The sequence below is a fragment of the Longimicrobium sp. genome, assembly GCF_036387355.1.
Lineage (GTDB): Bacteria > Gemmatimonadota > Gemmatimonadetes > Longimicrobiales > Longimicrobiaceae > Longimicrobium.
Genome location: NZ_DASVTX010000392.1, coordinates 14,634 through 33,614, shown reverse-complemented (window position 1 = coordinate 33,614; position 18,981 = coordinate 14,634). Strand labels below are relative to the sequence as shown.

Annotated in this window: 21 protein-coding genes; 12 read left to right on the top strand and 9 right to left on the bottom strand. The window is 69.6% G+C overall.

The window, feature by feature from the left end; translation table 11 throughout:
- The first annotated feature begins 803 nt into the window (after window positions 1–803).
- From treS to VF665_RS17175, 6 genes are all read left to right on the top strand, one after another.
- Complete coding sequence (gene treS / locus VF665_RS17200) at window positions 804–4,085, top strand: maltose alpha-D-glucosyltransferase (RefSeq protein WP_331054680.1); 3,282 nt, start codon at window positions 804–806, stop codon at window positions 4,083–4,085.
- Window positions 4,082–5,380 carry a hypothetical protein gene (locus tag VF665_RS17195; protein WP_331054679.1) on the top strand — a complete coding sequence of 433 codons (1,299 nt, stop codon included), beginning with the start codon at window positions 4,082–4,084 and terminating at the stop codon, window positions 5,378–5,380. Before treS ends, VF665_RS17195 begins: the two co-directional genes overlap by 4 nt.
- Window positions 5,380–6,924: a 4-alpha-glucanotransferase gene (malQ, locus tag VF665_RS17190; RefSeq protein ID WP_331054678.1), complete on the top strand. Its 1,545-nt coding sequence runs from the start codon at window positions 5,380–5,382 to the stop codon at window positions 6,922–6,924. Before VF665_RS17195 ends, malQ begins: the two co-directional genes overlap by 1 nt.
- Entirely contained in the window at window positions 6,921–7,613 is a 693-nt protein-coding gene (locus VF665_RS17185; protein WP_331054677.1) for an SDR family NAD(P)-dependent oxidoreductase, read from the top strand. The genes malQ and VF665_RS17185 overlap by 4 nt, the downstream gene beginning before the upstream one ends.
- A 94-nt stretch (window positions 7,614–7,707) precedes the next feature.
- The gene (locus tag VF665_RS17180; protein WP_331054676.1) at window positions 7,708–8,262 is read left to right on the top strand and encodes a hypothetical protein; all 555 of its coding nucleotides are present in this window, start codon (window positions 7,708–7,710) and stop codon (window positions 8,260–8,262) included.
- Between the two features lie 159 nt (window positions 8,263–8,421).
- Window positions 8,422–8,937, top strand: a complete 516-nt coding sequence (locus VF665_RS17175) for a hypothetical protein (RefSeq protein ID WP_331054675.1) — start codon at window positions 8,422–8,424, stop codon at window positions 8,935–8,937.
- Between the two features lie 125 nt (window positions 8,938–9,062).
- On the opposite strand, the gene VF665_RS17170 is transcribed toward VF665_RS17175, so the two are convergent.
- From VF665_RS17170 to VF665_RS17140, 7 genes are all read right to left on the bottom strand, one after another.
- Complete coding sequence (locus tag VF665_RS17170) at window positions 9,063–9,392, bottom strand: Txe/YoeB family addiction module toxin (RefSeq protein ID WP_331054674.1); 330 nt, start codon at window positions 9,390–9,392, stop codon at window positions 9,063–9,065.
- Window positions 9,355–9,714, bottom strand: coding sequence for a hypothetical protein (locus tag VF665_RS17165; protein WP_331054673.1), 360 nt, complete (start codon window positions 9,712–9,714; stop codon window positions 9,355–9,357). Before VF665_RS17165 ends, VF665_RS17170 begins: the two co-directional genes overlap by 38 nt.
- Before the next feature lie 276 nt (window positions 9,715–9,990).
- Window positions 9,991–10,197, bottom strand: coding sequence for a hypothetical protein (locus tag VF665_RS17160; RefSeq protein ID WP_331054672.1), 207 nt, complete (start codon window positions 10,195–10,197; stop codon window positions 9,991–9,993).
- A gap of 28 nt (window positions 10,198–10,225) precedes the next feature.
- Entirely contained in the window at window positions 10,226–10,588 is a 363-nt protein-coding gene (locus VF665_RS17155) for a helix-turn-helix transcriptional regulator (protein WP_331054671.1), read from the bottom strand.
- On the bottom strand, window positions 10,581–10,937 hold the full coding sequence (locus VF665_RS17150) for a type II toxin-antitoxin system RelE/ParE family toxin (protein WP_331054670.1): 357 nt from the start codon (window positions 10,935–10,937) through the stop codon (window positions 10,581–10,583). Before VF665_RS17150 ends, VF665_RS17155 begins: the two co-directional genes overlap by 8 nt.
- 285 nt (window positions 10,938–11,222) lie before the next feature.
- On the bottom strand, window positions 11,223–13,355 hold the full coding sequence (locus VF665_RS17145; RefSeq protein ID WP_331054669.1) for a dehydrogenase E1 component subunit alpha/beta: 2,133 nt from the start codon (window positions 13,353–13,355) through the stop codon (window positions 11,223–11,225).
- A gap of 189 nt (window positions 13,356–13,544) precedes the next feature.
- Window positions 13,545–14,495, bottom strand: coding sequence for a CPBP family intramembrane glutamic endopeptidase (locus VF665_RS17140; RefSeq protein ID WP_331054668.1), 951 nt, complete (start codon window positions 14,493–14,495; stop codon window positions 13,545–13,547).
- Window positions 14,496–14,772: 277 nt separating this feature from the next.
- Between VF665_RS17140 and VF665_RS17135 the strand changes: the two genes are divergently transcribed.
- Genes VF665_RS17135 through VF665_RS17110 form a run of 6 tightly spaced genes read left to right on the top strand, consistent with a single transcriptional unit; the run spans window position 14,773 to window position 18,123 of the window.
- Window positions 14,773–15,681: an MBL fold metallo-hydrolase gene (locus tag VF665_RS17135; protein ID WP_331054667.1), complete on the top strand. Its 909-nt coding sequence runs from the start codon at window positions 14,773–14,775 to the stop codon at window positions 15,679–15,681.
- Between the two features lie 45 nt (window positions 15,682–15,726).
- A complete protein-coding gene (locus tag VF665_RS17130; RefSeq protein WP_331054666.1) occupies window positions 15,727–16,101 on the top strand; it encodes a hypothetical protein in 375 nt (124 codons plus the stop codon).
- A 59-nt stretch (window positions 16,102–16,160) separates the two neighbouring features.
- Window positions 16,161–16,769, top strand: a complete 609-nt coding sequence (gene coaE, locus VF665_RS17125; RefSeq protein WP_349263146.1) for a dephospho-CoA kinase — start codon at window positions 16,161–16,163, stop codon at window positions 16,767–16,769.
- Entirely contained in the window at window positions 16,762–17,448 is a 687-nt protein-coding gene (locus VF665_RS17120) for a PHP domain-containing protein (RefSeq protein WP_331054664.1), read from the top strand. Before coaE ends, VF665_RS17120 begins: the two co-directional genes overlap by 8 nt.
- Window positions 17,448–17,612: a hypothetical protein gene (locus VF665_RS17115; RefSeq protein WP_331054663.1), complete on the top strand. Its 165-nt coding sequence runs from the start codon at window positions 17,448–17,450 to the stop codon at window positions 17,610–17,612. Before VF665_RS17120 ends, VF665_RS17115 begins: the two co-directional genes overlap by 1 nt.
- 37 nt (window positions 17,613–17,649) lie before the next feature.
- On the top strand, window positions 17,650–18,123 hold the full coding sequence (locus VF665_RS17110; RefSeq protein WP_331054662.1) for a class I SAM-dependent methyltransferase: 474 nt from the start codon (window positions 17,650–17,652) through the stop codon (window positions 18,121–18,123).
- Here the strand turns inward: VF665_RS17110 and VF665_RS17105 are convergent.
- Both VF665_RS17105 and VF665_RS17100 read right to left on the bottom strand, forming a co-directional pair.
- Complete coding sequence (locus VF665_RS17105; protein WP_331054661.1) at window positions 18,102–18,506, bottom strand: helix-turn-helix domain-containing protein; 405 nt, start codon at window positions 18,504–18,506, stop codon at window positions 18,102–18,104. The genes VF665_RS17110 and VF665_RS17105 overlap by 22 nt on opposite strands.
- On the bottom strand, window positions 18,506–18,895 hold the full coding sequence (locus VF665_RS17100) for a type II toxin-antitoxin system RelE/ParE family toxin (protein ID WP_331054660.1): 390 nt from the start codon (window positions 18,893–18,895) through the stop codon (window positions 18,506–18,508). Before VF665_RS17100 ends, VF665_RS17105 begins: the two co-directional genes overlap by 1 nt.
- Window positions 18,896–18,981 lie beyond the last annotated feature (86 nt).

Below are 18,981 nucleotides of genomic sequence, written 5' to 3'. Positions count from 1 at the left end.
AAGCTGTGCGGGTCAAGAATCGCCTGCACGGACGATACGAATTCTCGCCGCATACCAATCAGAGCCGATTTGCGATCCGGATATTCACCCAGAGCGATCGTTCGCCCGATCACGCATTCAGCAGCTACGAGCGCGTCTAGCGCATGGTGACGGAGCCCGCGATAGGCGCGCGCCTTTTGATTCCCTACGGTATCCTCCTGCTCGTTCGGGAGGTAAAGCCGGCCCCGATCGATCAGGGCCGAGAGGCGATACCGACAGGTGTGGAGGGTTCGCTGTTCTTCCTCCGTGCTTTCCGGATCGCCACGTCGACACGTATACGAAGCTTCGGCCAGGACGTCGATTGCTTCAGCGGCCCACGTCCTCAAGTCACGGAGCCAATCGGCAGCGGCAGATGAAGCACTCAACCGATGCTGATCTAGGCTTGCCTTATACGCACGGGAAGTGATGAACCAGCTTAGAATTGCGCCGAGGCCAGCGATGAATACTTCCGCGAATGGTAGCTCCATGGGGCCGCAATCGGATGGGAGACGAAGGATGGGAGAGTGCAACGGGTAGCCAGCGGCCGGAACAGGCGCAAGAGTTGTCACGTCTAGCTCCCGATTCGTTACACCGCATCGCAGGACGAACTGTCTGTCGTCATCGATGTCACACGCAGCACCTCGCATCCTTCCGTCCTGCCCCCACCCCCGGCGCGCTTCCTGCAGCCCGCGCGGTCAGTTTCGGAGCCTGCCAGTCCGGCGGAGCCCGTTCAGCCGCCGTCCCGTACGACGACCCGACCAACCGTCCCAACCAGGAGCCCCGCGTTGAGCGCCGATACGCTGTGGTACAAGGATGCCGTTTTCTACGAACTTCACGTCAAGGCCTTTCAGGACGGCTCGCAGGACGGGGTCGGCGACTTCGCCGGGCTGATTGAACGGCTGGACTACGTGGCCGGGCTGGGCGTCGACGCCATCTGGCTGCTTCCGTTCTACCCGTCGCCGCTGCGTGACGACGGCTACGACATCGCCGACTACTACGGCGTCCATCCGTCGTACGGCACGCTGGACGACGTGCAGCGCTTTCTGGACGAAGCCCACAAGCGCGGCCTCAAGGTCATCGCCGACCTGGTGCTGAACCACACCAGCAGCGACCACCCGTGGTTTCAGCGCGCCCGCCGCGCCCCCAAGGGAAGCCCGGAGCGCAACTACTACGTGTGGAGCGACAACGACACGGACTACAAGGACGCGCGCATCATCTTCACCGACACCGAGCCCAGCAACTGGACCTGGGACCCGGTGGCGGGGCAGTACTACTGGCATCGCTTCTTCAGCCACCAGCCGGACCTCAACTGGGACAACCCCGAGGTCAAGGAGGCGATGTTCCGGGTGATGGAGTACTGGCTGGAGCGCGGCCTGGACGGCTTTCGCGCGGACGCGGTGCCGTACCTGATCGAGCGCGAGGGGACCATCTGCGAGAACCTTCCCGAGACGCACGACATCCTCAAGGAATTCCGCATCCGGCTGGAAAAGAACTACCCCGGCCGCATTCTTCTGGCCGAAGCCAACCAGTGGCCGGAAGACGTGCGCCCGTACTTTGGCGACGAGAACGGCGCCGAGTTCCACATGGCGTTCCACTTTCCGCTCATGCCGCGGATCTTCATGGCCGTGCGCCAGGGGATCCGCAAGCCGATCGTGGAAATCATCGAGCGCACGCCCGCCATCCCTGAGGATGCACAGTGGTGCATGTTCCTGCGCAACCACGACGAGCTCACCCTGGAGATGGTGACCGACGAGGAGCGCGACTACATGTACCGCGAGTACGCCGCCGACCCGCGGATGCGCATCAACCTGGGCATCCGCCGCCGGCTGGCCCCGCTGATGGAGAACGACCGGCGCAAGATCGAGCTGCTCAACAGCATCCTGTTCACCATGCCGGGGTCGCCCATCATCTACTACGGCGACGAGATCGGGATGGGCGACAACGTGTGGCTGGGCGACCGCGACGGCGTGCGCACCCCCATGCAGTGGTCGCCGGACCGCAACGCCGGCTTCAGCCGCGCGGAGCCGCAGCGGCTGTACCTGCCCGCCATCAGCGACGCCGTCTACGGGTTCCAGGCCGTGAACGTGGAGGCGCAGGAGCGCTCGCCCTTCAGCCTGCTGAACTGGACCAAGCGCCTCATCCGCGTCCGCAAGCAGCACCGCGCCTTCGGCCGCGGCAGCATTCGCTTTCTGGAGCCGGAAAACCCGCACGTGCTGGCGTACGTCCGCGAGCATGGGCAGGACATCATCCTGGTGGTCAACAACCTGAGCGGCACCGCGCAGGCCGTGCAGCTGGACCTGGGCGAGTACAGCGGTCGCGTGCCGGTGGAACTGCTTGGCGACACGGCGTTCCTCCCCATCGAAGACAGCGCCTACGCCCTCACGCTGAGCCCGTACGGCTTCTTCTGGTTCGCCCTGCGCGCCCCGCGCACCGCCGAAGAGCTGGAGCTGGACCCGGCGCTGGCCCGCGAATGGGCGCAGCAGGACGCGGCCATGCTGGAGGGCACGGACCTGGTGCAGCGGCTCATCGGCGGGGTGCCGGTGGAGTGGCTGCGCGCCCAGCGCTGGTTCCGCAGCAAGGCCCGCGACGTCACCAGCCTGGAGCACGCGGACGACGCGGTGCTGCACCCGGAGCGCGCGCCCACCCTGCTGCTGGGCATCGCCCGCGTCTGCTACAGCGAGGGCGACCCGGACCTGTACCTGCTCCCCTTCACCCTGCGCCCCACGGGCGAGGCCGGCGTGCAGGCCGAGCCTGTGGCGTCGCACCCGGGCGAGGCGGGCGAGGTGCAGCTGTACGAGGCGCTGGCCGACCGCCGCGTCGCCGGCGCGCTGCTGGAGGTGATGGAGGGCGAAAAGTCGCTCACAACGCGCATTGGCCGCTTCACCGGCCATCGCACCGGCGCGGTGGAGGACCTGAAGTCCGTGGGCCCCGTTCGCCCCGTGGGCGCGGAGCAGAGCAACACCTCGGTGGTCTTTGGCGACAAGCTGGTGATGAAGGTGTTCCGCAAGCTGGAGGCGGGGATCAACCCGGACCTGGAAGTCACCCGCTTTCTCTCCGAGCGCGCGGGCTTTCCCTCCGTCCCCCGTCTGGCGGGGTGGATCGACTACGCGGACCAGGAGGGCGCGCTGCACTCCGTGGCCGGGCTCTTCCAGTTCATCCCCAACGACGGCGACGCGTGGGCGGTGACGCTCAAGGGGCTGGACCGCTACCTGAGCGCCGCGTCCCGCAGCGCGGCGGACCCCGACACCGTCAGCGGCCGTGAGGCGGTGCGGCGGATGGCGGGTGAAACCTTTCCCGGCATCCAGCGGCTGGGCGAAATGACGGGCCGCATGCACCTGGCCCTCGCCTCGTCGGCGGACGACCCGGACTTTGCGCCGGAGCCGGTAACGGAGGACGACGTGAGCCGCGCCATCGAGGCGTTCCGCCTGCAGGTGGATACGGTGCTGGCGGACCTGGGCGAGCAGCTGGAGGCCGTCCCGGGCTCCTTTGCCCAGGCCGTGCAGGGCCCCCTGGGCGAGATCGTGCGCAACGCGCCGGACCTGCGCCACCGCGCCGAGGACCTGCGCGTGCTGGCAGGCGACACGCTCAAGATCCGCTACCACGGCGACTACCACCTGGGCCAGGTGCTGCGCGCGCGCACCCCGGCGCAGGGCGCCAGCGAGTGGTACGTGCTGGACTTCGAGGGCGAGCCGGCGCGGCCGCTCGCGGACCGGCGCAGCAAGAAGTCCGCGCTGCGCGACGTGGCGGGCATGCTGCGCTCCTTCAACTACGCGGTGCGCATGGCCATGCACGAGCACCGCAGCGACGACTTCCGCCTGCGCATGTCGCTGGAGCGGTGGGCGCAGGCGTGGGAGCGCGAAGCCCGCGCCCTGTTCCTGGCCGCGTACCGCGACACCGTGGCGGGTTCGTCCATCGTTCCCGCGGACGAGGACACGATGATGCGCGTGCTGGCCGTCTTCGAGCTGGAAAAAGCGGTGTACGAGCTGGGCTACGAGATGAACAACCGCCCGGACTGGCTGTGGGTGCCGGTGGAAGGCATTCGCGCCATCATGGGAGGGCGCGCGTGAATCCGCCGCTGATCTACAACCTGTTCCCGAGGCTGGTGGGCCCCACGACGCGCTGGGCAGAGCATGCCCGGCGCGCGCGGGAAATGGAGTTCGACTGGATCTACATCAACCCGTGGCACTACCCCGGGTTCAGCGGCAGCCTGTACGCCGTCAAGGACTTCCGCCGGCTGAACCCGGCGTTCCTTCCGGCCGGGGCGGACGCGCACAGCCTGGAGCCGCTGCGGCAGGCGCTCCGGCAGATGACGGAGATGCGCATCCAGCCGGTGATGGACCTGGTGGTGAACCACACCAGCAAGGACTCGCCGCTCATTGACCAGCACCCCGGCTGGTACGCGCGCGACGAGCACGGCCAGGTGCGCAGCCCGTTCGTGGTGGATCCGGACGATCCGTCCAAGGTCACCGTGTGGGGCGACCTGGCGGAGATCGAGAACCTGACGCATCACGACCGCGAAGGATTGTGGCGCTACTGGGCGCAGCTGGTGCGCGAGGCGGTGGAGCTGGGCTTTCGCGGGTTCCGCTGCGACGCGGCGTACAAGGTGCCCGCGGAGCTGTGGCGCTACCTGATCGCCGAGGCGCGCAAGGTGGATGAAGGGGTCGTGTTCTTCGCGGAGACCCTGGGCGCGCCGGTGGAGGACGTGGTGGCGCTCAAGTCGGCGGGGTTCGACTTCTTCTTCAACTCGTCCAAGTGGTGGAACTTCAGCGAGCCGTGGGCGCTGGCGCAGCACGAGGCGTTCGGCGCCATCGCCCCGTCCATCGCCTTTCCCGAGTCGCACGACACGCCCCGGCTGGCGGCGGAAACGGACGGCGACCCGGCGGTGCAGCGGCAGCGCTACGCCTTTGCGGCCGCGTTCAGCGCCGGGGTGATGATGCCCATCGGCTACGAGTTCGGCTTTCGCAAGCAGGTGGACGTGGTGCGTACGGTGCCCACGGACTGGGAGCGGCGGCACGTGGACCTGCGCCCGTTCATCACCCGCGTGAACCGGCTCAAGCGCACGCACCCGCTGCTGCACGGCGAGGGGCACCTGAAGGCGCTGGGCGCGATCGAGGGCGACACGCTCGTCCTGCGCCGCGCGGATGACGCCAACGAGGCGGCGGGGGTGATCCTGGTGAACAAGGTGTGGAAGGAAGCGCGCGAGCTTCCGCTGGGCGACATCGTGCGCGCGCCGGACAACTACCGCCTGCACCGCATCTGCCGCGACGACTACCGCGAGGGAGGGGAACCGGTTCCCGCCACGCTCGCGCTGGACCCCGCGGAGGTCGCCTACGTTCTCCCCATCGCGGCGGGGGAGGTCTGATGCCGGAGGAATCGGCCACCATCGGCGAGCGGGCGAGCGGCATTCTCCTGCACCCCACGTCTCTTCCGGGCCCGGGCATCGGCGACCTGGGCGAGCAGGCGTTCCGCTTTGTGGACTGGCTGGCGAGCGCGGGGCAGGCGCTGTGGCAGCTTCTTCCCCTCGTGGCCGTAAACGAGGGAGGCTCGCCGTACAACGCGCTCTCCGCCTTCGCTGGCAATCCCATGCTGCTGAGCCCGTCGGAGCTGGCGCTGCACGGCCTGCTGGCGGACGAGGACGCATTGGCGCCGCCGGAGATGGACGACGACGACGTCGACTTCCCCGCCGTGGCCCGGTGGAAGGACCAGGTCGTGCGCGCCGCCTACGCCGTGTACCGCGAGGATGCGGACGACGAGCTGCGCGAGGACTTCGCGGGGTATCGCCACGAGCACCGCGCCTGGCTGGACGATTGGGCGCTCTTCATGGCGTTGCGCGAGGCGCACGGCGGCCGCGAGTGGACGGCGTGGCCGGACCCGCTGCGCCGGCGCGAGGCAGAGGCGCTGGAGGCCGCGCGCACGGAGCACGCGGACGCCATCGAGCGGCATGCCTACGCGCAGTACCTGTTCGACCTGCAGTGGACGGCGCTGCGCGGCTACGCCAACGGCCTGGGCATCCGCGTCGTCGGCGACGTCCCCATCTTCGTCGCGCAGGACAGCGCGGACGTGTGGGCCAACCAGGAACTGTTCGAGCTGAACGACGCCGGGCTGCCGCTGGCCGTCTCGGGCGTGCCGCCGGACTACTTCAGCAAGACGGGGCAGCGCTGGGGCAACCCGCTCTACCGCTGGGATTTGATGATGCGCGACGGGTTCGCGTGGTGGATCGCGCGCTTCCGCCGGACGATGGAGATGGTGGACATCGTCCGCATCGACCACTTTCGCGGATTCGAGAGCTACTGGGCCGTCCCCGCCAAGGAAGAGACGGCCATCAACGGCGACTGGCGGCCGGGGCCGGGGCGCGCCTTTTTCGAGGCGCTGCGCGGGGCGTTCGGCTCGCTCCCCGTGATCGCGGAGGATCTGGGGATCATCACGGCGGAAGTGGAGAAGCTGCGGGACGACCTGGAGCTTCCGGGGATGCGCGTGCTGCAGTTCGCCTTCGGCGGCGACGATCCCACCAACCCGCACCTGCCCTCCAACTACATCGCCAACTCCGTCGCGTACACCGGCACGCACGACAACGACACCGCGCTGGGCTGGTACGCCGACGCGGGGCGGGAGGAGCGCGCCGCGCTGGACGACATGGCCGGCGCGGGCGAGAGGGAGATGAACTGGGCGATGATCGACACCGTCCTGCGCTCCCGGGCCGGCTGGGCGATCATGCCGCTGCAGGATGTGCTGGGCCTGGGCGGGCAGGCGCGGATGAACACGCCGGGCGTGGCGGAGGGCAACTGGGCGTGGCGCTTTCGGGACGGCGACCTGACGCCCAAGCTGGCGGAACGGCTGTTTTCGCGCGTCGTAGCCACGGAACGGCAGCCGCCCGTGCCGCTCCCCGAACCCGGGGATGAGGAATGAGCGATCGCGTGGCGCTGGTCACCGGGGGCGCGGGCGGGCTGGGCCGCGCCGTCACCGCCGCCTTTCTGGAGACCGGATGGCGCGTCGCCGTCCCCACGCACCACTCCGGCGGGACGGAGGCGCTGGAAGCTCTCGCGGCGGCGCATGGCGACCGGCTGACCTGGTTCGCCGCGGACCTCACGCGCGAGGAGGGCGCGGAGTTCACCGTGCGGCAGACGACGGAGTGGGCGGGGCGGCTGGATGCGGTGGTGCACACCGTCGGCGGCTACGCGGGCGGGCACCCGCTGCACGAGACGCCCGTGGCGGATTGGGACCGGATGATGGACCTGAACCTGCGCGGCGCGTTCCTTCTCGTCCGCGCCGCCGTTCCGCGCATGACCGAGGGCGGAACCATGGTCTTCGTCTCGTCCGGCGCGGCGCGCGCGGGGCGCAAGGGGCACGCGGCGTACGCCATCTCCAAGGCCGCGCTGCTGACCCTTGCCGAGGCCGTCGCGGAGGAGAACCGGGGACGGCTGCGGGTGAACGCCGTGCTCCCCGGCACCATCGACACGCCCGCCAACCGCGCCGCCATGCCGGGCGCGGACACCCGGTCGTGGACGCCGCCGGAACGGATCGCCCGCACGATCCTCTTCCTCTCCTCACCCGAGTCCGCGCCGGTGAGCGGGGCCAGCGTTCCCGTCGATGGATAAACGTTGGACAAAGCATTGACAGCCAGGCTCCACGGCCATACTCTGCGCCCGTAGCACTCTTGCGGGTTCACACCTCTGGCCTGGAGTCGACACGATGAAGACACGGTTCTGTATCGCCACGGCGCTTCCGCTCGCGCTGGTGGCCTGCGGCGGCGGAGATTCGGCGGAGGGCGGAGCGGGCGCGGACAGCACGGCGGTTTCCGCGGCGCCTTCGCCGGGCATGGAAGTCACCACGACGCCCATGGACAGCAACACCGCCGCGGCGCCGGCCCCCGCTGCCGCTCCCGCCGCGGGCACCATCGCGATGGCGGCGGTGGGCGGTTCAGGCGTCACCGGGCAGATGCAGGCCATGGCGCACGGCGGCAACGAAACCATGATCTCCGTGACGCTCATGGCGCCGGGCACCACCACGCACTCCGGCCACATCCATGAAGGCACCTGCGACGCACCGGGCAAGGTGGTGGCGCCGCTGCAGGACGTGACGCTGGCGAACGGGCAGGGCATGTCCAGCAGCACCGTGCAGATCCCGGTCGCCACGGTGATGAACGGGCAGCACATCGTGGCGTACCACGAAAAGTCTGGCGCCGAGCCGGGCAAGCCCGTGGTGTGCGGCGCCATTCCCGCGCAGTCCACCAACGCCTCCATGTGACCGCCGCACGTGATCGATCCACCGATGCGGAACGCCCCCGGCCACGCGGCCGGGGGCGTTCTGGCTTTCTCGGGCGTGTGCGACGGTTGACGAGGGAAGTGCCCGGCCGTAGTCTGCCGCATCCAGGCACACACAGCACACCCAAGGCAGGAGATGCGGATGAACGCGAAGCGCTTCTGGGCGATGTCGGCCCTTCCTCTCGCGCTCGCGGCGTGCGGCGGGGGAGACGACGCCAAGACGGATGCCGCGGCCGACAGCACCGTCGCGGCGGCCCCCGCGGCACCCGCCCCGGCCGCGCCCGCGGCGCCGGCCAACACCGGCCCCAAGATCTCGATGGACGCGATTGGCGGAAAAGGGATGCCGGGCGAGATGCAGCTGATGGCGCACGGGGCCAGCGAAACCATGATCACCGTCTCGCTGATGGACATGGGCACCGGGGCCAGCGGCGGGCACGTGCACGAGGGCACCTGCGCCGAGCCGGGCAAGGTGGTGGCCCCGCTGCAGGACGTCGCTCCGGTGGCCAACGGACAGGGCTCGGCAACCAGCACGGTACCGGTCGCCCTGTCGACGCTCGGGGACGGCAAGCACATCGTGGTGTACCACGAGCGCACCGGCACGGATCACGGCAACCCGGTAAGCTGCGGCGCCATCCCCGCCGGGGGCGGCGCGGCGTGACGTAACCCGCTACGGCGGCGATCCTCATCAAGAACGCCCCCGGCCGCGTGGCCGGGGGCGTTCTGGTTGTCTGTTATGCCTGTCGTGCCACCAGCGGATCGTCGCGTCAGCCGCTTGCGCTCGCCTCACGACTCGTAGTGCGAGCGCGCCTTGAGGAAGTGCACCTGATCGCCCTCCATCCGGTACAGGATCCGGTGCTCGTGCGTGAGCCTGCGCGACCACGTTCCACCGCCATGGCGCAATGCCTCCGGCTTCCCGATCCCGTGAATCGGATCGCGAAGGATGTGCATCATCATGGTGATCAGCTTGATCGCCGTTCGTGGATCGTTGCGGATCCAGAACTCCAGATCGCTCAGGAACTCGTCTGCGATGACGGACTGACGGCGGGGCGGCGGATCGGGGGCGGCAGGCGAACGCCTATTCGGCTTCAAGGCCGAACCCGGCCCGTGGTTCATCCCCGGCCATTCCGCGCCCGGCGCGGCTGGGCAGTTGTCCGCGAGCTTCCTTGAGCCGGTCGAATGCCCCGGGCGAAATCCACTCCGGGGGGACGTGCGCCTCAGGGTCGAGCAGGACGCTGAGATCCTCCACCTGAATCACGGTCCCGCGGCCGGCGAGGGAACTGGCGTACGCCGTCTTGAAATCCTGGAACGCGTCCTCTGACATCCACTCGGGGCGCGGCATGTCGTCGACGCCGAGCGCAGCCTCCGGGAGCGGGCCACGGGGGCGGGAAGCCGGGCGGCGCAGCAGGGCGCCGAGTCTCATGGAAAGAGCAGGCATGCGGGGTCTCCTTGGCTGGTTACGCTCTGGACGATCGCGCATTCTGCTGCCTCCGGTCAAGTTGTGCGTGCAAGCCGATCCGGTCGCTGGCCCGTTGGGAGCGCACCGGGTGGTGCTGTCGGTTGCGATTTCCGCGCAGCGGCTTGGGATTCGCGAGCCACGCCCCGTGCTTCCCGATCCGGGCGATGATCTCCAACCACCCGCTTTCCGCCATCCGGAACACGCGATTTCCAGCCGATCCGTCCGACTGGATGTCACCCAGCCGCGGTGCTCCGGTCAGCGGGCGGGGAGCGCGTCCAGGGAAGCGCGCAGTTCCGCCGCGAGCGCCGCGTCGCCGCTGACGAAGGCGGACCAGGAGACCGAGACGCCCTTCCGCTTCCCCTTTTCCACGACTTTCACCCCGGCGGGCGCAATGGTGATCGTGTAGGTGCGCCCGTCGATCTCCAGTTCGCGCTTGATCGGCTTGTCGAGCTTGGTGGCCATGTGCTTTGCGTGACGGTGGAAGGCAGGCTCAGTCGCCGGTCGCGGCGTGCTCCGGCGTGCGCTGCTGCCCGGCCGCGAGTTCCGCCTGCACGCGCGGAATCCAGCCCTCCGACTCCGGCCGCAGTTCCAGCGCAAGGATGCAGCCCACCGCCTCGGCGTAGCGCTGCAGGGTGGAAAGGCGGATGTCCTCGGCGCGGTTTTCCATGCGGCTGATTGCCGATTTGTTGGTGCCCAGCCGCTCCGCCACCTGATGCTGCGTGAGCCCGGCATTCAGCCGCGCCTGTTTCAGCATGAGCCCGAATTTGAACGCCCGGCGCTCGCGTTCGAAACCGTTCAGGAACTCCGGGTCGCGCGACGCCCTCAATGCAATATAGCGGTCCAGATCATCCATGATGTCCCTTCCTGCTCAGGTAGTCGCGGCGGCGGCGCTGGGCCACCTCAAGCTCCAGCAGCGGCGTTTTTCCCGTCTTCTTGGCGAATGCGGAAACAAGGACGATCATCCGCCCGCCATCCCAGAAGCCCAGGATGCGGAACGCGTTGCCCGCATGCTGCACCCGGACCTCCCACAGGTCCTCCGTTCCCGAAAGCTTCTTGAGAAGCTGCGGCGAGACGGGGTCGGCGGTGGCAACGATGCCGAGCGCCTCCGCCACTCTCTTCAGTTGCGCGGCGGTGAGGTCATCCAGAAAGTCTTGAACGGGGCATCGTCCCGAAGCGGTTCGATACAGAACGATCTCGCGCATCCGAAAGTTAACGTAGGAGTAAACCGGAGGGAAGCCTCAAGCTGGACGTTGAGAGCGGCGCGCCGGGAACCTAGCGGATGCGGATAGCGTGTGTAAGCTGTGTCCGGAAAGGGGTCCGTGACGTGGCGAGCGGAGAGCGATCCTAGTGCGCCAGCGGCGGGACAGGGGCAGTGCGTGAGTGCGAAGTGCGTGAGTGCGGAGTGCCGGCAGAGATGGGAGACGAAAAGGAACGGGGCCCCGGCGTGTGCCGGGGCCCCGTTGCGAATCAGCTGGAAGCCGCTCGGATCAGAACGCCTTGATCGCCTCGATGGCGCTCAGCACATCTTCCGGCTCGGGAAGAATTGCGCGCTCCACCTGCGGCGCGTAGGCCACCCAGGTGTCCATCGATGCCACGCGGCGCACCGGCGCGTCCAGCCACGGGAACAGCTCGTCCGCGATGCGGGCGGCGATCTCGCTGCCGATGCCCCACGAAAGCGAGTCCTCGTGGGCAATGATTACGCGGTTGGTCTTCTTGACCGACTCGGCGATCGTGTCCATGTCGAACGGCGCCAGCGAGCGCAGGTCGATGACCTCCACGCTGATCCCCAGCCGCTCCTGCGCGGCCTTGGCGGCCACCACCGAGCGCTGCACCAGCGCGCCGCACGCCACCACCGTCACGTCCGTCCCCTCGCGAACCCGCTTGGCCTTGCCGAACGGGATCATGAAGTTGGGGCCGGGATACTGCCCCTTGTTGTACACCTGCCGGTACAGGTGCTTGTGCTCCAGGAACAGCACCGGGTCTTCGCAGCGGATCGCCGTGCGCAGCAGGCCGGCGGCGTCCGTCGCGTTGGAGGGCAGCACCACGCGCAGCCCGGGGCAGTGCGCGAACAGGCTTTCGCCCGTCTGCGAGTGGTAGATGCTGCCGCCCTTGAGGTATCCACCGTACGTGGTGCGGATCACGACCGGCGCCGAAAAGGTGTTGTTGCTGCGGTACCGCATGGTGGCCAGCTCGCCGCGAATCTGCATCATCGCCGGCCAGATGTAGTCAAAGAACTGGATCTCCACTACCGGCTTGAGCCCGCGCACCGCCATGCCGATGGCGCGGCCCACGATGTTGGCCTCCGCCAGCGGCGAGTTGAATACGCGCGTGCTGCCGAACTCGCGCTGCAGGCCGGCGGTGACCTTGAACACGCCGCCCTTGCCCTTGACGTCGTTGATCAGCTCCTCGCGGCTCACGTCGGCCACGTCTTCGCCAAACACCACGATGCGCGGGTCGCGGCGCATTTCGTCGCGCAGCGTGGCGTTGATCAGGTCCACCATGGTCGTCTCGTTGCCCGTGGGCCGCGGGTCGTCCTCGGTGTCGAACTGCTCGGCCGTGGGGTCCACGTCCGGGCTGAACAGGTAGTGCATGGCGGTGGACGGGTCCGGCTGCGGCGCGGCCAGGGCCTCGTCCGTGGCGCGCTGCACCTCGGCGTTCACCTCTTCTTCAATGCGCTGCAGCTCGTCCTGCGTGGCGATGCCGCGCTCCACCAGCGCCCGCCCGGTGCGGATGATGGGGTCGCGCTGCGCCTCCTCGTTCCGCATCGCCTCGGTCTTGTAGAACTTCTCGTCGTCCGAGAGCGAGTGGCTGTACGGACGGATCACCTTGGCGTGCACCAGCGCCGGGCCCCTGCGGCTGCGGGCGTACTCCACCGCGCGCCCCATGACCTCCCAGCTTTCCCACACGTCCGTGCCGTCGCAGGTCTGGATGTACAGGTCCGGAAAGCCCGTGAGCAGCTTGCTGATGCTGCCCCCGGCCGTGTTGACCTCCACCGGAACGCTGATGGCGTACTCGTTGTCTTCGACGATGTAGACCACGGGGGTCTTGAGGTTGCACGCGGAGTTCAGGCTCTCCCAGAACTCGCCCTCGCTGGTGGTGCCGTCGCCCGTGGTGACGAACACGACCTCGTCGCCGTGCGCGCGGGTGCCTTCCACCAGGTCGCCGCCCAGCGTGAGCGCGCGCATTCCCGTCTCCGCCGTGCCCACGGCCTGCAGGAACTGCGTTCCCGTGGGCGACGAGGTGCTGACGATGTTGAGCTTGTGGTGCCCCCAGTGCGAGGGCATCTGGCGCCCGCCGGAGGACGGGTCCGCCTCGGCGCCCACGGCCTGCAGCAGGTGGTCCAGCGCGGTCATGCCCAGCGCCAGGCTGAAGGCGCGGTCGCGGTAGTAGAAGTAGAACCAGTCGTATCCGGGGCGCGCGTGCGCCGCGGCCGCTACCTGGATGCCTTCGTGCCCGGCGCCGGAGATCTGGAAGAAGATCTTGTTCTGCTGCTTGAGCTGGATCTCCTTGTCGTCGAGCCGGCGCGAAAGCACCATGGTGCGGTACAGGCCGAGCAGCGTGTCGCGGTCCAGAGCGGGCGCGTCGGCGGTCTTCGGCTTTTTCTTGCTCGTGAGGGCCATGGCTGTGCGGTCTCTCAGAACGTCATCATCCGGCCGACGCGGAGGCGCGGCGCGGTTCGGGTGCAAAACACAGTCAACATAGTCCCGCCGCACACCCGGGGCCAGTGGAGATCCCGCCGCCCGCGCGTCCTCATTCCGGACGGCGCACGGAAAGCGGCCTCGCATCTACGGCATGCGGAGCCGCTCTTCTCAATCCCCTGTCGGGCCGCGGGATGGGTCAGGCCCGGGCCCCGACCGCCGCCGCGCCATCCCCAGCAGCACCGCCAGTACGATGGCGATGGCGATCGTGGCCATCCACCCGTCCACCAGCTTGCGGCTCCCCCAGAACCACGGGTCCGCGCCCGGTGCGCCGCGCGTCAATGTTCCGTAGTACTTGAGCCAGAAGATCCACCCCGCGTGAATGCCGATGGAGGCGGACAGTTCGCCCGTCCAGTGGTACGCGAGCGCCAGGATGATCCCCGCCAGCGCCAGATTCAGCAGGGCGGGAAAGAGCGTGTGCAGCGCCGTCATCCCCGCCAGCATGCCGGGGAGCACGCGCAGCCCGGCCAGCCAGTCCACCACGGGCGGGTTCTCCGGCCGACCCATGAAGTGGACGATGGCGTAAACGGCGCTGCTCCCCGCCACCGCCGCGCCCCATGGCACCACGCGCCGCAACCCGCCAAAGAACGCGCCGCGAAACAGCAGCTCCTCCATGCAGGCCACCACCAGCGCCGTGGCCAGCGCACCCAGAAACTGCCCCGCCAGGTCGCCCGCGCTGGTAGGCCGCAGCGCCCGCCCGCCCGCCGCCAGCGCGACCAGGCACACCATCGCCAGCGAGGTGAAGCCCAGCCCGAACCCCGCCGCGAACCGCCGTCCCACCATGAACCCCGGCGCCACGCCCACGTCGCGCCAGCGGCGGATCCCCGCGCCGCGCAGAAAGAAAGGGAGCCCCGCGAGCGCCATCAGCAGCAGCGCGCGGTTCACGTACCGGGCAAACGGGGTCCGCGCCACGTTTTCCAGCGCGGGAATGCCGCGGGCCAGCGCCTGCACCGCGTGGTACAGCCAGGGCGCCAGCAGCGCCCCGCCCACGAACACGAAGGACAGGTACAGCAGCATTGCGGCCAGCGGGCGCCCCTGGCGCGCTGCGGCGTCGTTGGACATGGAAGAGCCGGGGCGGGGTTGAGGGGTGGAATTCCGCGCCGAATCTATCCGGCGGCCCCCTTTGCCGACACCCGTTCCGCGCCGTGCCGTGCCAACTTCCTTGCCACAGCCCGCCCGCACCCCATATTTGAACCTCCCACTCACCTCTATCGCTGGCGTTCACGCAGGGAGCGCGACGATTTCCGACCCCGCCCAGGACCCCGGACCGCCGGCCGTTCCGCAGGTCGCGCCCGGAATATGGCGCGTCACCACCCCGCTTCCCTTTCGCCCCACCGAGGTGCACGCCTGGGTCATCCGGCTGCCGGACGGCGGGGCCATGCTGGTGGACGGCGGGCTGAACACCCCCGAAGCCTGGTCCGCGCTGGACGCCGGCGTGTGCGCCGCGGCCGGGGGATGGGACACCGTCCGCATCCACGTGGTCACCCACATGCACATGGACCACGTGGGGCTCGCCGCCCGCGCGGCGGACACGTCCGGCGCGGCCGTGGTGATGCACCGCCTGGACGCGGAGCGGATGGCGCACGCGGCCGCCCACCCGGAGGAAGAGGCCGAATACCGGGGCGTGCTGCTGCGCCGGGCCGGCGCGCCGGACGAGGTGCAGCGCGCGGTGGAGGCGGCGCGGTCCGGGGCGCAGTCCCTGGCCCCGCCGGTGCGCGTGGACGTGATGCTGGACGGGATGGAGGGCGAAGTGGAGGGCGCGCCGGGGTGGCGGTGGATGTGGACGCCGGGGCACACGGCCGGCCACCTCTCGCTCTACCGCCCGGAGGACCGCGTGCTGATCGCCGGCGACGCCGTTCTCCCCCGCATTACCCCCACGCTGGGCGTGAACCGCCAGCGGAGCGATCCCGTGGGCGACTACGCCGGGGCGCTGGACCGGCTGCTTGCGCTCCATCCGTCGCTGGTCCTTCCCGGCCACGGCGAGCCCATCGCGGACGGCGCGGCGCGCATCGCCGAACTGCGCGGCGCGGCGGATGCAGAATCCGGCACCGTGGCTGGTCTGCTCGGGGCGGAGCCGCTCACCTGCTGGGAGGTGGTGGACCGGCGCTACCCCGGGCGCGAGATGGGCGTCAGCACCCGCATGCTGGCCCTGCGCGAAACGCTGGCGCACCTGGACCGTTTGACGGCCGCCGGCCGCGCCACGATGGCGGAGGACGAACACGGCACGGCGCGGTTCGCCGCCGCCTGACCCGCGGGCCCGCACGGGGCCCGCTTACGCAACCCGGAGCTTGCGATGTCCAAGGTGGTCTGGTTTCTGGCCCTGGTGGTGGCGGCCTTCGTCTTTGTGAAGCCGCTGCGCGAAAAGGCGCGCCCCCAGCTGGAAACGGCGATGAACCCGCTCTACGGGTGGACGGTGCGCAACGAGGTCAAGGATCTGCAGCGGCTGGTGGCGCGCGAGCAGGCGCTGACGGGAAACATGCCGAAACCCTCGGAGTTCGAACGGTTCATCACCTCGCGGCAGGGGCCGAACGCGGCGGTGGACTCGTGGGGGCAGCCGTACTACCTCACGGTCACGCGCCGCACCTACGCCGTCGGCTCGTCCGGGCCGGACCGCAGGCGCAACACCGCCGACGACATTCGCGCCGAGCCCTCGCGGCGCACGCCCTGACCCGCCGCCGCGCGCCGTTCATCAGGTCTTGATCCCGAACAGTTTGCGACACAGACGATATGTTGAAAGTAGGATTGACGGGGAACATCGCGGCCGGAAAGTCCACCGTGGCGCAGACGTGGCGGGAGATGGGCGCCACGGTGGTGGATGCCGACCAGCTCGCGCGGATGGTGGTGGAGCCGGGAACCCCCGCGCACGCCGCCATCGCCGCCGAGTGGGGCACGTGGGTGCTGGACGAGGGCGGCGCGCTGGACCGGGCCGCCCTGCGCAGGATCGTCTTTGCCGATCCGGAGGCGCGGGCGCGGCTGGAGGGCATCGTGCACCCCGCCGTGGCCGCGCTGCGCGACGACCACTACCGCGAGGCGGAGAGCCGCGGCGAGTCAGTCGTGGTGGCGGACATTCCGCTGCTTTTTGAAGCGGGGATGGCGGACGACTTTGACGTAGTGGTGCTGGTGGACGCGCCGGAGGCGGTGCGGCTCGCGCGGATGGTGCGCGATCGCGGGATGCAGCCGGACGAGGCGCGGCGGATGATCTCCGCGCAGATGCCCGCCGAGCTCAAGCGCGCCCGGGCGGACGTGGTGATCGAGAACGCGGGCTCCCTGGCGGAGCTGGAGTGCCGCGCCCGCGAGGCGTGGGCGGACCTGCGCGCCCGGGCCTCGCGTGTCTGAGCGCCTGCTGCGCGTGGACATGCACGTGCACACGCGCGCCTCGTACGACTCGCTGAACGACCCCGACGCCATCCTGCGGGCGATGGAGGAGCGCGGTATCGACCGCGTCGTGATCACCGACCACGACCGGCTCGACGCGGCGCTGCGCCTGGCCGCCCGCGCCCCGGACCGCGTGATCGCGGGGGAGGAGGTGCGCACCGCGGAGGGGCCGGACCTGATCGGCATCTTTCTGCGCGAGCCCATCGCGCGGGGCACGCCGCTGCGGCAGGCGTGCGAGCAGATCCTAGCGCAGGGCGGCGTCGTCTATGCGCCGCACCCGTTCGACGTGCGCCGCCGCGGGGCGGGGGAGCGGCTGGACGCGGTGATCGACCTGATCGACGTGGTGGAGGCGCACAACGCGCGCACCTGGGCCGCGGGCGTGAACGAGCGCGGCGAGGCGTGGGCGCGCGCGCGCGGCAAGCTGCTGGGCGCCGGAAGCGACGGGCACACGGCGGGGGAGATCGGGACGGCGTACGTGGACGTGCCGCCCTTTACGCACGACCGCGAATCGTTCCTGGCCGCGCTGCGGGCGGGGCGGGTGGGGGCGCGCGGCGTGTCGTCACCCGTGGTGGCGGCGTACAGCACGTTCGCCAAGGTCCGGAAGATGCTTCCCGGGGGCGGCAACCGCGAGGAGGACTGATGAGAAAGATGCTCGTGCTGCTGGCCCTGTGCACCGCCGCGTGCGGAAACGGCAAGAATGTCCGCGAGGGGGAGCCGCCGTCCACCGGCCAGCCGGACCCGGTGGTGTCCGACACGGCCAAGCAGGACAACACCGGGCCCAACGGCCCCAAGACCGGCGGCTGACCCAGCCGCCGGTCTTTTCTTTTGGCGACGCAGAGACGTGCCCGAACCTCGGTACGACCGCATCGGCGTGGGATACGCGGCGCTCCGCCGGCCGGACCCGCGCATCGCGGCGCGGATCGCGGACGCGCTGGGAGACGCGCGCACCGTCGTAAACGTCGGCGCGGGTACCGGGTCGTACGAACCGGCGGGCCGGCGGGTTGTCGCGGTGGAGCCGTCGGCCACCATGATCGCGCAGCGCGCGCCCAGCGCCGGACCGGCGGTGCGCGGGGTAGCGGATGCCATTCCGCTCGCATCGCGCTCGGTTGACGCGGCGCTCGCCACTCTCACGCTGCACCACTGGCCGGACTGGCGCGCCGGCATCGCCGAGATGGTGCGCGTCGCCCGGCGCCGTGTCGTGATCCTCACCTGGGATCCGGACGTGGAGCCGTTCTGGCTTACGCGCGACTACCTTCCGCAGATCACCGACATCGACCAGCCGGTATCGGATCGTTACGTCTGTGGCGGCTTTTGAGTCTGCGGCGGATACGGCTTTTCGTGCACCCGGTCCATGAGCGCCTCCGGGTGGCGGTCGGCCACCTCCAGCAGCGCCAGCGCCATTCCCTCCGGCTCGCGCTTGCCCTGCTCCCACGCCTTGACCGTCTCGCTGCTGGCGTTCAGCACCTGCGCAAAGATCTGCTGTGAAAGCCCCAGCCGTTCCCGGATGGCCTGGATGGCGTTGGGATCGTACTGCGGCGGGGGCGCGACGGCGGCACTGCGGGCGGTGAGCAGGCGCCGCACGCGGCGGGCAGGTTCTGCCTCGCCGCGTGCGATCTGCCGTGCCTCCTGCATTGCCGCCACCAGCAGGTCGCCAAAGTTCTCTTCGGTGACCTCGATCCGATCGTCCCGGTCCGCCATCAGATTGCTCCTTTGTGCCTGTGCTGCCCACTTCTAGGCCATGGTTCCCGCCGGATGTCATCCGCCATGCCGCGGATCAGACGCTTCTGATCCGCCGTGAGGTTCCCCTGGATGTTCTTGGGGAACGCGAACAGAAAGTAGACGGTGCCCTGCTCCTGCACGTACAGGTACATGACGCGCGTGCTGCCGCTCTTGCCGCGCCCGTCCTGCGCGACCCCGTCTTTACGAACCCCGCCGGTGTTGGCGACCAGATCACCGTCGAGGCAGTTCTCAAGCAAGGCGTCTTCCAGAGCCCTCACCTCCGCGTCGGTCAGCACGCCTTTGCGCGTGCGCTCGAACAGGGAGGTGTAGACGAATTCCAGAAACCGTGGCTCGGCGACTTTCATCATGCCGACAAGCGTAGTACTCTGTACCACGGCCGTCAAGTCTCCCTTTGCCGCTCCCGAACGGGCGTGTCAGCCCGCTCCGCTTTGCG